This is a genomic window from Ruegeria sp. BHSC037, assembly GCF_059613045.1.
On the sequence record NZ_JBXWRT010000006.1, the window covers coordinates 207,377 to 221,484 of the forward strand.

General features: G+C 64.0%; 14 protein-coding genes. 7 read left to right on the forward strand and 7 right to left on the reverse strand.

Annotation, left to right across the window (positions count from 1 at the left end):
* Positions 1–30 precede the first annotated feature (30 nt).
* From AC2FMN_RS08285 to upp, 5 genes are read left to right on the forward strand one after another with little or no spacing between them, the layout of a single operon-like run.
* Positions 31–414, forward strand: a complete 384-nt coding sequence (locus tag AC2FMN_RS08285) for a cytidine deaminase (protein WP_496687359.1) — start codon at positions 31–33, stop codon at positions 412–414.
* A gap of 11 nt (positions 415–425) precedes the next feature.
* On the forward strand, positions 426–1,733 hold the full coding sequence (locus AC2FMN_RS08290) for a thymidine phosphorylase (RefSeq protein ID WP_496687361.1): 1,308 nt from the start codon (positions 426–428) through the stop codon (positions 1,731–1,733).
* A complete protein-coding gene (locus AC2FMN_RS08295) occupies positions 1,730–2,941 on the forward strand; it encodes a phosphopentomutase (protein WP_496687363.1) in 1,212 nt (403 codons plus the stop codon). The genes AC2FMN_RS08290 and AC2FMN_RS08295 overlap by 4 nt, the downstream gene beginning before the upstream one ends.
* A complete protein-coding gene (locus tag AC2FMN_RS08300) occupies positions 2,938–3,924 on the forward strand; it encodes an adenosine deaminase (RefSeq protein ID WP_496687364.1) in 987 nt (328 codons plus the stop codon). Before AC2FMN_RS08295 ends, AC2FMN_RS08300 begins: the two co-directional genes overlap by 4 nt.
* A complete protein-coding gene (upp, locus tag AC2FMN_RS08305) occupies positions 3,921–4,553 on the forward strand; it encodes a uracil phosphoribosyltransferase (protein ID WP_490361960.1) in 633 nt (210 codons plus the stop codon). The genes AC2FMN_RS08300 and upp overlap by 4 nt, the downstream gene beginning before the upstream one ends.
* 4 nt (positions 4,554–4,557) lie before the next feature.
* On the opposite strand, the gene AC2FMN_RS08310 is transcribed toward upp, so the two are convergent.
* On the reverse strand, positions 4,558–5,574 hold the full coding sequence (locus tag AC2FMN_RS08310) for a hypothetical protein (protein ID WP_496687366.1): 1,017 nt from the start codon (positions 5,572–5,574) through the stop codon (positions 4,558–4,560).
* Between the two features lie 131 nt (positions 5,575–5,705).
* On the opposite strand from AC2FMN_RS08310, the gene AC2FMN_RS08315 reads away from it, so the two are divergent.
* Both AC2FMN_RS08315 and AC2FMN_RS08320 read left to right on the forward strand, forming a co-directional pair.
* Positions 5,706–6,350, forward strand: a complete 645-nt coding sequence (locus AC2FMN_RS08315; protein WP_496687367.1) for a sulfotransferase family 2 domain-containing protein — start codon at positions 5,706–5,708, stop codon at positions 6,348–6,350.
* Positions 6,351–6,542: 192 nt separating this feature from the next.
* Positions 6,543–7,307, forward strand: coding sequence for a Hint domain-containing protein (locus tag AC2FMN_RS08320; RefSeq protein WP_496678382.1), 765 nt, complete (start codon positions 6,543–6,545; stop codon positions 7,305–7,307).
* Positions 7,308–7,362: 55 nt separating this feature from the next.
* Here AC2FMN_RS08320 and AC2FMN_RS08325 read toward each other — a convergent pair whose 3' ends face one another.
* The 6 genes from AC2FMN_RS08325 to AC2FMN_RS08350 all read right to left on the reverse strand — a co-directional run bounded on the left by AC2FMN_RS08325 (position 7,363) and on the right by AC2FMN_RS08350 (position 14,086).
* The gene (locus AC2FMN_RS08325) at positions 7,363–9,564 is read right to left on the reverse strand and encodes a 3-hydroxyacyl-CoA dehydrogenase NAD-binding domain-containing protein (RefSeq protein WP_496687369.1); all 2,202 of its coding nucleotides are present in this window, start codon (positions 9,562–9,564) and stop codon (positions 7,363–7,365) included.
* 23 nt (positions 9,565–9,587) lie between these two features.
* Entirely contained in the window at positions 9,588–10,799 is a 1,212-nt protein-coding gene (locus AC2FMN_RS08330; RefSeq protein WP_496687371.1) for an acetyl-CoA C-acetyltransferase, read from the reverse strand.
* A 10-nt stretch (positions 10,800–10,809) separates the two neighbouring features.
* Positions 10,810–11,448, reverse strand: coding sequence for a glutathione S-transferase family protein (locus AC2FMN_RS08335; RefSeq protein ID WP_496687373.1), 639 nt, complete (start codon positions 11,446–11,448; stop codon positions 10,810–10,812).
* Positions 11,449–11,584: 136 nt separating this feature from the next.
* A complete protein-coding gene (locus AC2FMN_RS08340; protein WP_005981899.1) occupies positions 11,585–11,797 on the reverse strand; it encodes a hypothetical protein in 213 nt (70 codons plus the stop codon).
* Positions 11,798–11,853: 56 nt separating this feature from the next.
* Positions 11,854–13,635, reverse strand: coding sequence for an acyl-CoA dehydrogenase C-terminal domain-containing protein (locus AC2FMN_RS08345; protein ID WP_496687375.1), 1,782 nt, complete (start codon positions 13,633–13,635; stop codon positions 11,854–11,856).
* Positions 13,636–13,684: 49 nt separating this feature from the next.
* The gene (locus AC2FMN_RS08350) at positions 13,685–14,086 is read right to left on the reverse strand and encodes a MerR family transcriptional regulator (protein ID WP_005981908.1); all 402 of its coding nucleotides are present in this window, start codon (positions 14,084–14,086) and stop codon (positions 13,685–13,687) included.
* Positions 14,087–14,108: the final 22 nt, after the last annotated feature.

Consider the following 14,108-nt stretch of genomic DNA (forward strand, 5'->3'; position numbering starts at 1 on the left):
ACCAGTTGATCAAAAAATCGGGGAATCGCCATGTCGTTGAAAGAAGCAGCCCTCAAGGTGCGTGAAAACGCCTATGCGCCCTACTCGAATTTCAAAGTGGGCGCCGCGGTCCGCACCCCGTCGGGTGCGGTGTTCGCGGGCTGCAACGTGGAAAACGTGGCCTATCCTGAAGGCACCTGCGCCGAGGCCGGGGCGATCGCCGCGATGGTCGCCGCCGGAGAAAACAAGCTGGCCGAGGTCTATGTCGTGGCCTCGAGCCCGCAACCGGTGCCGCCCTGCGGCGGGTGCCGGCAGAAACTGGCCGAGTTCGGGGACAAGGACGTGGTGGTCACCATGGCGACGGTGGACGGGGTTGAAACCCGCACGACCATCGGTGAGCTGCTGCCCGGCGCTTTCGACGCTTCGTTCATGTAAGGGCCGCGCCCATGGACGCCCGTTCGATCATCGCGAAACTACGCCGCCGCGAGGTGCCGGATGCCGGCGAGCTGGCGTGGTTTGCCCAAGGTCTGGCCGATGGAAGCGTCAGCGACGCCCAGGCCGGAGCCTTTGCTATGGCCGTCTGCATGGGCGGGCTGGGTCCCGAGGGCCGCGCCGCGCTGACGCTGGCCATGCGGGACAGCGGTGAAGTTCTGACCTGGGATCTGGACGGTCCGGTGATCGACAAGCATTCGACCGGCGGTGTGGGGGATTGCGTCAGCCTCTTGCTGGCCCCGGCGCTGGCGGAATGCGGAGCCTATGTGCCGATGATCTCGGGCCGCGGTCTGGGCCATACCGGCGGGACGCTCGACAAGCTCGAGGCAATCCCAGGCGTGTCGACCCAGATCGGCCAGGGCCGGTTGGCCCAGATTTTGGCCGAGACCGGTGCCGCCATCGTCGGCGCGACGGCGCAGATCGCCCCGGCGGACAAGCGGCTCTATGCCATCCGCGACGTTACCGCCACGGTCGAAAGCCTCGATCTGATCACGGCCTCGATCCTGTCCAAGAAACTAGCGGCCAGCCCCGATGCGCTGGTGCTGGACGTCAAGGTTGGCAGCGGGGCCTTCATGAAAACGCTGGACGAGGCGCGCATGCTGGCGCAGGCCCTGACCGAAACGGCCAATGCGGCCGGGTGTCGGACCTCGGCCCTGATCACTGACATGAATCAGCCGCTGGCGCCCGCGCTGGGCAACGCCTTGGAAATCGCCGAAGTGATGAAGGTGCTGACCGGTGGGCAGCCCTCGCCCCTGGCCGAGATTTCGGTCGAGCTGGGCGGTGTTCTGTTGTCTGACGCTGGTATGGTCGGCGACGTGCAGACGGGGCGGGACATGATCGCCGAGGTAATCCGCGATGGCCGCGCAGCCGAGCGGTTCGGCCGGATGATGGCCGCGGTGGGCGGACCGCTGGGCCTGGTCGAGGACTGGACGCGCTATCTGCCCGAGGCCAGCGTGATCCTCGAGGTGACGGCGCAGGACGAAGGCTATGTCACCGCGATGGATGGCGAGGCGCTGGGCCTTGCGGTCGTGGCGTTGGGCGGTGGCCGGCAGGTGGAAAGCGACGTGATCGACCCGGCGGTGGGCCTGTCGGCGCTGGTGCGGCTGGGCGACAAGGTCTCGGCCGGAACGCCGCTGGCCGTGGTCCATGCCGCGCGCGAGGATGCCGCACAGCGGGCCGCGCAAACCGTGCGCGCCGCAATCACCATCGGCCCGGCGGCCGTTCCGGTGCCGGAGCTCGTACAGGAAAGGATCCTTGCATGAGGCGCGCGTTCCTTGTGGTGATGGACTCGGTGGGCGTCGGCGGCGCGCCGGATGCCGACCGGTTCTTCAATGGCGACGTGCCGGACACGGGCGCCAATACGGTGGCCCATATCGCGCAGGCCTGCGCCGAAGGGCGGGCCGAGGATGGCCGGTCCGGGCCGTTGCGCCTGCCCAACCTCGATGCGCTGGGGCTTGGGGCGGCGGTGCAACTGGCTTCGGGCGCGGATGCGCCGGGGTTGGAGGCCGACCCGACCGGCCTGTGGGGCTGCGCGCGCGAGCATTCGCCGGGCAAGGACACACCTTCGGGCCATTGGGAACTGGCCGGGCTGCCGGTGCCGTGGGACTGGCACTATTTCCCCGACACGGTTCCCGCGTTCCCTAAGGATCTGACCCGCGCCGCCGCACAGGCCGCCGGAACCGAGGGCATTCTGGGCAATTGCCATGCCTCGGGCACCACGATCATCGCCGAACTGGGCGCGGAACACATGCGCACCGGCTGGCCGATCTGCTATACCTCGGCCGACAGTGTGTTCCAGATTGCTGCGCATGAGGAGACTTTCGGGTTGGAGCGCCTGTACCAGATGTGCCGGACCCTCGCCCCCATTCTGCACAAGATGAAGGTGGGCCGGGTGATCGCCCGCCCCTTCGTGGGATCGCCCGAACAGGGGTTTGTCCGCACCACCAACCGCAAGGATTTTGCCATCACGCCGCCCGCACCGGTGCTGACCAACTGGGCGCAGGATGCCGGGCGCAATGTGCATGGCGTGGGCAAGATCGGTGACATCTTCTCGATGCAGGGGATCGACACGCTGGACAAGGGCTCGGACGCCGATCTGATGGGTCACCTGTCGCGCCTCGTGGACAGCGCCGAGGACGGCAGCCTGACATTCGCAAATTTCGTCGAGTTTGACAGCCAGTACGGCCACCGGCGCGACATCTCGGGCTATGCCCGCGCGCTGGAATGGTTCGACGCCGAGATCGGGCGTATCCTGCCCCGGCTGCGCCCGGGCGACCTGTTTCTTCTGACCGCCGATCACGGCAACGACCCCAGCTGGGTCGGCACCGACCACACCCGCGAACAGGTGCCGGTGCTGATCGCCGGCCTGGGGGCCGGACAGATCGGGCAGGTCAATTTCGCCGACGTGGCCGCCAGCATCGCACATCACCTGAGCATTCCGGCGCAAGGGCCGGGAAGGACCTTTCTATGACCGTCGCAGACCTGCCCAAGATCGAACTGCACCTGCATCACGAAGGTGCGGCTCCGCCCGGCTTCATCCGCCAGCTGGCGCAGGAAAAGAAGGTTGACCTGAGCGGCATCTTCAAGCCCGACGGCAGCTATGACTTCCGTGATTTCGGGCATTTCCTCAGCGTCTACGAGGCCGCCTGCGAGGTCTTGAAAACGCCCGAGGATTTCCGCCGCCTGACGCTGGCGATCCTGGAAGAAAGCGCGGCGAACGGGGTGGTCTATTCCGAAACCTTCCTCAGCCCCGATTTCTGCGGCGGGGGCGATCTGCACGCCTGGCGCGACTATCTGGCCGCCATTCAGGACGCCGCCGACGAGGCCGAGCGCAAGTTCGACATCACTCTGCGCGGTGTGGTGACCTGCGTGCGCCATTTTGGGCCCGACAAGGCCAAGCGCAGCGCGCTGTGCGCCGCCGAAACCGCGGGCGACTGGATCACCGGGTTCGGCATGGGCGGGAACGAGGCCATGGGCCAGCAGGCCGATTTCAAATGGGCCTTCGACTGCGCGCGCGAGGCCGGATTGCGCCTGACCACCCATGCCGGCGAATTCGGCGGCCCCGAAAGCGTGCGCGATGCCGTACGCGCGCTGGGGGTCGAACGGGTGGGCCACGGCGTGCGAGCTATCGAAGACCCCGATCTGGTGCATGAACTGGCCGACCGGGGCGTTACGCTCGAGGTCTGCCCGGGCTCGAACGTGGTGCTGGGCTTGTACCCGGATTTCGCGACCCATCCGATCGCGCGGCTGCGCGAGGCGGGCGTGAAGGTCACGGTTTCCACCGATGACCCGCCGTTTTTTCATACCAACATGCGCCGCGAATATGAGATGCTGGCCCAGGCCTTCGGCTGGGACGCCGAGGATTTCGCCGCGCTGAACGACACCGCCCTGAACGCCGCATTCTGCGATGAAGAGACCCGAGCAAGGGTCAGAAAAAGACTGGAGAACACATGAGCGAACATCTGACCGTCGTCGACCACCCACTGGTTCAGCACAAACTGACGCTCATGCGGGACAAGGGCACCTCGACCGCCTCGTTCCGGCAACTGCTGCGCGAGATCACGCTGCTGCTGGCCTATGAGGTGACCCGCGATCTGCCGCTGACCACGCGCAACATCGAGACCCCGATGGAGGAGATGGACGCGCCAATCCTGGCGGGCAAGAAGCTGGCGCTGGTGTCGATCCTGCGTGCGGGCAACGGGATGCTGGACGGCGTTCTGGAATTGGTGCCCTCGGCCCGGGTCGGATTTGTGGGCCTGTATCGCGATGAAGAAACGCTGCAGCCGGTGCAGTACTATTTCAAGGTTCCCGAGGGGCTGAAAGACCGGCTGGTGATCGCGGTTGACCCGATGCTGGCCACGGGTAACAGCTCGGCCGCGGCGGTTGACCTGCTGAAACAGGCCGGCGCCACCGACATCCGGTTCCTGTGCCTGTTGGCCGCCCCCGAAGGTGTGGCGCGCATGAAAGAGGCACATCCCGATGTCAAAATCGTGACCGCCGCACTGGACCGCGAGCTGAATTCCAAGGGCTACATCATGCCCGGCCTCGGCGATGCCGGCGACCGGATGTTCGGCACCAAATAGGCGCCTAGTCGCTGCAGATGTTCTGCAGCCGCACCCAGTCGCGGTCAGGCAGGACCTGGTCCAGAGGCTCAGCTGCCATCGGGTCGGCCTCGATCAGGGGCAGAACCGTTTCGCCGGTGATGTCGCGCGCATAGGCATAAGGCGTCGAAGGCAGTCGGGCCTGGGCAAAGCTCTGCAGCAGGGTCTCATCCGCGATTTCCGGGCGCGGGTCCGACAGGACCTGCTCGGTATAGGCGTCGATCTGCCCGGTCGTCAGCCCGCCGGTGGTCAACAGGTGAAACGCGGCGGCGCTGCCCGTCCGGTCCAGCAGTTCGTCCAGAGGGTCCTGCTGTGCGGCTCGGGCGCGCTCAGCGATTATGTATCCCGCGGCGACGGCCGGGTCCTCGTAATCTTCGACAAGCGCCCGGTTCAGCAGCACGATGCCACCGGGCAGGCCTAGGCTGTCTTGCACGCCCGCGGGCAAGATCACGACCCGGCGCACCCCGGTCCGCTGCGCAAGCGCCCGCAGCGACGCCTGCGCGTCGCGCGTGTTGCAGGCCCGACCCGAAACGCGTTCGATCCGGCGCAGGACCATCTCGCCGATTTCCTGGCGCTTGATCTGCGGCAGAACGCTCACGACATGGGATTGCAGCGCGCCCGGTAACCAGAAAACAAGCAGCGCCACCACCGCGGCCGCGACGCCGCCGACGCTGGCCCAGCGCAGGCGTCCGGGGTGGGGACGGGCACGTTCGATGGCACGCTGCAGCTTGTCGATGGCCTCGATCATGGTCGTTTCCGACTGGTCGAGCTCCAGCGTCTCGCCCGGGTCGCCGTCGGGGTTGTAGATGGCCGGAAAGACGCCGGGGTTCTGGCGCTCCAATGCGGCCAGAGACCAATGGGTCAGCGGTCGGTCGTTGAAGTCGGAAATCGTCAGTGTCGCTTCGCCGATCGACACCACGACCTCGCGCCGTTGTTCGTCCGGCGACGGGCGCCACAGACCGGTGGCTTCGATCCGTTGGTATTGTTTGAATGCCGTCTTCACGGTGGGCTGCTCGTTATGATTTGGCCAAGTCCTATCACGTTCGGACCGAACGGCGCAAACCTGTTGCACAACCGGTGCCGGGCATGTTCCACTGAACCACTTGAAAGTACCAGAATACCAAAGGGGCTAGGGTGATCCTATCGACGGGGCGGTCTTTCATCTTCATTCATATCCCGAAAACCGGGGGAACGTCGCTGGCGCTTGCGCTCGAGGCGCGTGCGATGAAGGACGACATTCTGGTGGGAGACACGCCCAAGGCGCAACGGCGACGGCGGCGTCAGCAGTCGCTTGTGACCGCGGGCCGCCTGTGGAAACACGCGCGTCTGTCCGATATCGAGGGGCTTGTACCGCCCGACCTAATGCCCGCCATGTTCATCTTTACTCTGGTGCGCAACCCCTGGGATCGGATGGTCAGCTACTATCACTGGCTGCGCACACAGACGTTTTCGCACCCGGCGGTCGGCTTGGCCCGGACGCTGGATTTCGCTGGTTTCGTACAGCACCCGGACATCCGCCGATCGTTCCGGCAGAACCCGGCGCGTAGCTACGTCACCACCGCCAAGGGGCAGGATCTGTGCAAGGCTTATGTTCGGCTCGAGCATTTCCACGAAGATGCCTGCCCCTTGTTCGATCATCTTGGGTTTGAATTCTGTCTGCCGCATGCAAACCCGTCGAACCGATCGGCAGACTATCGGGGCTATTATTGCGCCCAGACCCGCGATGCCGTGGCCGAGGCCTGTTCAGAAGATATCGAGAGATTCGGGTATCACTTCTAATAAGGTAACTGTTTCCCATTTACGTTCAACGGCGGGGCTGTTGGTGGAACTGTTCCTGAAACTTGGCCTGATGCTCGGTGTGATGGCGTAAAGCCGGCGGAAAAAAGGCAGAAATGAGGCGTCGCTTGGCCTGCCGTGCTACACCTGTTTCAGTTGACAGGTGCCAGAAGGGGGCGGCGCATGTTTGAAGTAGTGAGTGTTTCAGCGGACGAGATGTCCTTTGAAAAAGGGGTTGCAACAACGACGCGCAAGGCTGTTTCGGTGCGGCGCGGAGGGTTGGTGCATGGAACGCGGGTTCTGACCTATGGCGGGTGGGTGCCCGTCGAGGCGCTGACACCCGGAGATCCGGTACGCACGGCGGACAACGGGTTCCAGCCCGTGCGGCGGGTGTCACAAGACCTGATTTCGGTGCCGGCTGATGAAACCCGTCCGGACTTCCTGCCGGTCCGGGTGCCGGCCGGCGCGGCTTACAACAAGCGGCCGGTCTGGCTCATGCCCGAGCAGGGGATTGCCGTCGCCGCGTCCTGGCTGGATGCGCCGCCGACGGACAGCGCCATCGTCGCCGCGCGGTTGCTCAGCGGGTCTTTTGCCTTTGGTTCGGCGATGCCGGCCACCCGTTTCCCGGTGACTACATTGTTTTTCGATCAGGACGAGATCATTTGCATCGAAGGCGGTCTGAGGGCCTATTTCCCGGCCTGCCGTATCGGGGGCAGAGGGCGTGTAGCGGGGCAAAGCGGTTACCCGGTTCTGGATGCAGAGAGTGGCGCGGCACTGGTGGCTTCCGTCGCGGCGGCGCGCGATTTGTCGGCGCTGGCCTGCCCGGTATCGTCTTCGGCCGTTGCGGTTCCCGGGGCGCCGGTGGTTCCGGTCAGACCCCTCCGGGGCGAGCGGCGCCCCGGACGTCCGGGGCGGCCCAGACAGCCGGTCCTGCTGTTGCGCGCCGACTGGCAGAGCTGACCCGGTCGAGCCAGCGGGCGGCTGGCGCGTTCAACCACGCGCCAGCACCTGTACGTCAGGCCGCTTTGGCCTCGGGGGCGAAGCGGCCATAGAAGGTCTGACCCTTCTCGGCCATCTCGCGCAGCAGCGGCGGGCAAGCGAAGCGGTCGCCATATTTCTCGGTCAACTGGTCGCAACGCTCGGCGGCGTAGGGCGCGCCGATCATGTCGAGCCAGCTGAACGGACCACCCGACCACGGCGCAAAGCCCCAGGCCAGGATGGCGCCAACATCGCCTTCGCGGATGTCTTCCAGAACGCCTTCCTCCAACGCGCGCACGGCTTCCAGAACCTGTGCGAACATCAGGCGGTCCTGCACTTCCTGCAGCGAGGGCTGCTGTTCGGCCAGCCGATATTTCTCGTGCAGACCGTGCCAGTAGCCGATGCGCTTGCCGTTCTCGTCATAGTCGAAGAACCCGGCCTTGGCCTTGCGGCCCAGACGGCCTTGCTCCTCCATCCAAAAGATCAGCTCGTCGGCGGGGCTTTCGGGATAGGCGTCGCCCATCGCGGCCTTGGTCGCCCGCGCGATCTTGGCACCCAGGTCGATCGAGGTTTCGTCGGTCAGCTGGATCGGACCAACCGGAAAGCCCAGCTGACGCGCCGCGTTGTCGATCAGCACCGGCTTGACGCCCTCGGTGATCATCCGCGCGCCTTCGTTGATGTAGGGGATGATGCAGCGGTTGCAGTAGAAGAACCGCGCGTCATTGACCACGATTGGCGTCTTGCGGATCTGGCGGACATAGTCCAGCGCCTTGGCCACGGCGCGGTCACCGGTTTCCTTGCCCTTGATGATTTCCACCAGGAACATCTTCTCGACCGGCGAGAAGAAGTGGATTCCGATGAACTGATCGGGCCGCTTGCTTGCCTTGGCCAGTTCGGTGATCGGCAAGGTCGAAGTGTTCGAGGCAAAGATGCAGTCCTCAGGGATGATCGCCTCGACCTTCTGGGTCATCTCGGCCTTGACCTTGGGGTCCTCGAACACGGCTTCGATGATCAGATCGCAGCCCGCCAGCTTTTCAAGATCAGGCGTGGCGGTGATGCGGCTCAGCATGGCCTCTTTCTTCGCGGCCGTGACCTTGCCACGCTTCATGCCCTTGTCCAGATAGGCTTCGGTATAGGCCTTGCCCTTGTCTGCGGCGGCTTGATCGCGGTCGATCAGCACGACCTCCATCCCGGCCTGCGCCGAGACCAGCGCGATGCCCGCGCCCATCATGCCGGCACCCAGAACGCCGATCTTCTTGACCGACTGGTCCGGAATGCCCTTCGGACGAACGGCGCCTTTTTCCAGCGCTTCCTTGTTCAGGAACAGCGAACGGATCATCGCGCCCGAGGACGGGTTCATCAGCACCGAGGTGAACCAGCGCGCCTCGATCTTCAGCGCGGTGTCGAAATCGACCAGCGCGCCCTCATAGACCGCGCTCAGCAAGGCTTTGGCCGCCGGGAAGGCGCCCTGGGTCTTGCCGTTCACCATCGCCGAGGCACCCACGAAGTTCATGAACCCCGCCGGGTGATAGGGCGCGCCGCCGGGCATCTTGTAGCCCTTAGCGTCCCACGGCTTGACCAGATCGGCATCCTTGGCGTTTAGCACCCATTCCTTGGCGGCGGCCAGCGGATCGGCTGCGATCTCGTCGATGTAACCTGCGCCCTTGGCCTTTTTCACGTCCAGCATCTTGCCTTCCAGCAGCAGCGGAGCCGCCGCGATGGCGCCCACCTTGCGGACCATACGCGTGGTGCCGCCTGCGCCGGGAAAGATGCCGACCATGATTTCCGGCAGGCCGTATTTGGCCTTGGGGTTCTCGGCGGCAAAGATGCGATGGGTCGCCAGCGGCAGCTCCATGCCGATGCCGGCGGCAGTGCCGGGCAGGGCGGCCGCGATCGGTTTGCCACCTTTCTTGGTCTTGGGGTCCATGCCGGCCAGTTCGATCTTGCGCAGCAGGGCGTGCATCTTCATAGTGCCTTCGAACAGGCCCTTGGCCGGGTCGTCACCCGCCTGTTCCTTCATCACCGCCAGCAGATTCAGGTCCATGCCGCCGGCAAACGATCCTTCCTTGCCGCTGGTAATCACGATGCCTTTGATCTCGTCATCGGCCAGGGCCTGATCAATGCAGTCGTTCAGTTCGGACAGGCCGTCAAACGACATCACGTTCATGGTCTTGCCGGGGACGTCCCAGGTGATGATGCCAACGCCGTCGGCGTCTTTGGTCAGTGTAAAATCAGCCATTTTTCTTCTCCTGATCCCCGCCGTTACACTCGTTCGATTATGGTTGCCGCGCCCATGCCGGATGCGATGCACAAGGTGGCCAGACCGGTTTCCTTGTCCTGACGCTCCAGCTCGTCCAGCAGGGTGCCGATGATGATCGCGCCGGTGGCGCCCAGCGGGTGGCCCATGGCGATCGAGCCGCCATTGACGTTGACCAGCGCCGGATCGACGTCAAATGCCTGCTGGAACCGCAGCACGACCGAGGCAAAGGCCTCGTTGACCTCGAACAGGTCCAGATCGCTGATCGTCATGCCGGTTTCGGCCAGGATCTTTTCGGTCACCGGAACCGGGCCGGTCAGCATGATGGTCGGGTCGGTGCCGATCTTGGCGGTGGCCTTGATGCGGGCGCGCGGCTTCAGGCCGTATTTCTCGCCGAATTCCTTGTTGCCGATCAGAACGGCCGCTGCGCCATCCACGATGCCCGAGCTGTTGCCGGCGTGGTGGATGTGGTTGATCTTTTCCAGATGCGGGTATTTCAGCATCGCCACCTTGTCGAAACCGGGCATCTGCTCGCCCATCATCTGGAACGAGGGGTTCAGCGCACCGAGGCTCTGCATGTCGGTGCCGGGACGCATGTATTCGTCGCGGTCCAGAATGGTCAGGCCGTTGCGGTCCTTCACCGAGATCACCGACTTGGCAAAGCGGTTCTCTTCCCACGCCTTGGCCGCGCGTTTCTGCGATTCAACGGCCAGCGCGTCGGCTTGATCGCGGGTAAAGCCGTATTCGGTGGCGATGATGTCGGCCGAGATGCCCTGCGGTACGAAATAGGTCTCCATCGCCAGCGACGGATCGACCGCGATGGCGGCGCCGTCGCTGCCCATGGGCACGCGGCCCATCATCTCGACGCCACCGGCGATATAGGCCTCGCCCGCGCCGCCTTTGACCTGGTTGGCGGCCAGGTTCACGGCCTCCATGCCGGAGGCGCAGAACCGGTTGATGGCCAGACCGGGGATCGATTCATCCAAGTCCGAGGCCAGAACCGCGGACCGCGCCAGGCAGCCGCCCTGTTCCATCACCTGGGTGACGTTGCCCCAGATCACGTCCTCGACGGCGTGGCCTTCCAGGTTGTTGCGTTCCTTGATGGCGTTCAGCGTCACCGCCGACAGGTGCACCGAGGTCACCTCGTGCAGGCTGCCGTCCTTGCGGCCCTTGCCGCGCGGGGTGCGCAGGGCATCATAAATGTAAGCTTCGGTCATACTTCTCTCCTCAAGCTCGATCCGACGGATTGCCGGGCATCAGGTCATAGGGGTGTTTCCAGCCGGGCTGCTCGGACAGGCGGGTCAGCCAGGCGTCGATATGGGGCCACTCGGCGCGATCAAAGCCGAACGGTTCGGGGTAATACAGGTAGCCGCAGCAGCTGAGATCGGCGTTGGTCACACCGTCGCCGACGATCCAGTCGCGGCCCTCCAGATGGGCGTTCAGCACCTGATAAGCGGCCTTCAGGCGGCCTTGGTTGAAGGCGATCACATCCGGGTTGCGGTGCTGTTCGGGCAGGAAGTTCATCAGGAAACGGGTCAGGCCCGCCATCGAGCTGAGCTTGTGGTTGTCCCACAGCACCCAGCGTAGGATGTCATAGTTCTCCTCCCGCGTCTTTCCGCCGAACTTGCCCGACTTCTCTGTGACATAGGCCTGAATCGCGCCCGACTGGCTGATCCGGAAATCTCCGTCGATCAGCACCGGCGCTTCGCCCATTTCGTTGACTTCGGCGCGGTATTCGGGGGTTCGGGTCTGGCCGTTGAAGAAATCGACAAAGACCGGCGCCCATTCCAGCCCTGACATCTCAAGCGCAAGGGCGGCCTTGTACGAGTTTCCGCTTTCTCCGAAGCAATGCAGTTTTATCGTCATGCACTCACCCCTCCCAAGGCGGTTTGTACGGTTTCGTCACGCACGTGTCTTAAGAAAGACCTGACCGCCGGCCGCGGCCGCGTTCGGACTTGTCTTGCTGAAAACACGACGGGCCTGGGCCAGGCATCGGGGTCGTCTAGCGTTTGCGCGCCTCAAGCTCGGAATTGAAGATGCGCAGCCGGTGGGTCAGGTTCTCCTCGTCGATCACGCTGTTGAAATTCTCGAACAGGAATGACAGCGCCTCTCCTTCGTCCAGCCCAGCCTCGCGGGCAAACCCCTTGAGTTTTCGATATCCGTCCTCGGTCATGGCGACGGGAAAGCGGCGGGTCAGGCGAAAGCGTTTGGGCATGTCAACTCCTCGGTGAGCGCTGGTTCCGGGCGGGGTCGCCCGGAACCAGACTGGGATCAGAAGTTCGCCGCGTCCAGTGCCATCACCGTGTCGGCGCCGGTCTGGATCCGCGCCAGGTGCATGCCCGTGGCCGGTAGACGGCGTGCCATGTAGTAGCGGCCGGTGGCGATTTTTGTCTCGTAGAAGTCCTTGTCGGACGCGCCGGCATCCAGCGCCTCTTGCGCGGCCTTTGCCATCTGCGCCCACATCAGGCCCAAGCAGACATGGCCGAACATGTGCATGAAGTCATAAGAACCCGACAGGGCGTTGTTCGGGTTGGTCATGCCGTTCTGCATGAAATACATGCCGGCGGCCTGCAGGTCCTTCGAGGCGGCCTTCAGCGGTTCGATGAACGCCTTGTCATAGGCTTCGTCTTTGCCGCTGTTTTCCTTGCAGAAGGTTTTGACCATGTCGAAGAAGGCCATGACATGCTTGCCGCCGTCCTGCGCCAGCTTGCGGCCGACGAGATCTAGCGCCTGAACGCCGTTGGCGCCTTCGTAGATCATGGCGATGCGGGCGTCGCGGGTGTATTGCGACATGCCCCATTCCTCGATGTAGCCATGGCCGCCATAGACCTGCTGGGCCCGAACGGTCATGTCGTAACCTTCATCGGTCAGGAAGCCCTTGATGACCGGGGTCATCAGCGAGATCAGCCCGTCGGCGTCCTTGTCACCTGCGCGGTGCGCCCTGTCGATCAGAGTCGCACCCCACAGGATGAAGGCCCGCGCGCCTTCCACGAAGCTTTTCTGGTCCATCAGGCTGCGGCGGATGTCGGGATGCACGATCAGTGGATCGGCCGGGCCATCGGGATTCTTGGCGCCGGTCACGTCGCGGCCCTGCAGGCGGTCCTTGGCGTATTCCAGCGCATTCTGATAGGCGGCCTCGGCCTGGGCCAGACCTTGCATGCCCACACCCAGACGCGCTTCGTTCATCATGGTGAACATGGCGCGCATACCCTTGTGTTCCTGCCCCAGCAGCCAGCCGGTCGCGCCGTCATAGTTCATCACGCAGGTCGAGTTGCCGTGGATACCCATCTTTTCTTCGATCTTGCCGACCGAAACGCCGTTGCGCTCACCAAGGCTGCCGTCTTCGTTCACCAGGAACTTGGGGACGATGAACAGCGACACGCCCTTGATGCCCTCGGGGCCGCCGGGGATCTTGGCCAGCACCAGGTGGATGATGTTGTCGGCCATGTCGTGATCGCCGGACGAGATAAAGATCTTCTGGCCGGTAATCTTGTAGCTGCCATCGCCCTGCGGTTCGGCCTTGGTGCGCATCAGGCCCAGATCGGTGCCGCAATGCGGCTCGGTCAGGTTCATGGTGCCGGTCCACTCGCAACTGACCATCTTGGGCAGATAGGTGCTTTTCTGCTCGTCGGTGCCGTGCGCCAGGATGGCCGAGGCAGCGCCGTGGGTCAGGCCCTGATACATCGTGAAGGCCTGGTTCGCGGCCGAGAACATCTCGCCCACGGCCGTGCCAAGAACATAAGGCATGTTCTGGCCGCCATATTCCTCGGGCATGTCCAGGCCGGTCCAGCCGCCTTCCTTGACCTGCTCGAACGCGTCCTTGAACCCGGTCGGGGTATAGACCACGCCGTTTTCGAACCGGCAACCTTCCTTGTCGCCAACCACGTTCAGCGGGTGCAGCAGGTTGACAGCGACCTTGCCTGCCTCTTCCAGCACGGCGCCGGTGAAATCGGGCTCGAGCTCGGCATAGCCCGGAATGTCGGATTGCGAGACCTTGAGAAACTCTTGCAGAACGAATTGCGTGTCTTTGGTAGGCGCGTTGTAGACGGGCATTTGAAGCTCCCTTAAATTCAGATGTCCGGGTGGCTGGCGGCCGGGTGGCTTACTCGGCAGCCTTCTTTTCCTGTTTCATCGAGGCGATGACCTTTTCGCCCCAGCGCAACTGTTCCTTCAGATCGTCGATCGCCTGGGTCAGTTCCTCACGGCGGGCTTCCATGTCGGCCAGACGCTCGCACGCGATTTCATAGGTGCGGGTCATCTGGGTCAGTTGCTGGTCGCCGACATGGTACAGATCCAGAAGCTGGCGAATCTCTTCCAGGCTGAAGCCAAAGCGCTTGCCGCGCAGGATCAGCTTGAGCCGCGCCCGGTCACGTTTGGTGAACAACCGTTTCTGACCTTCCCGGATCGGAAACAGAAGCTCCTTGGCCTCGTAGAACCGCAGGGTCCGCGGCGTGACGTCATACGCCTCGCACATTTCGCGGATCGTCATCAGGTCTTCGGTCATGGGTCATCCCCCTCGTCACTGG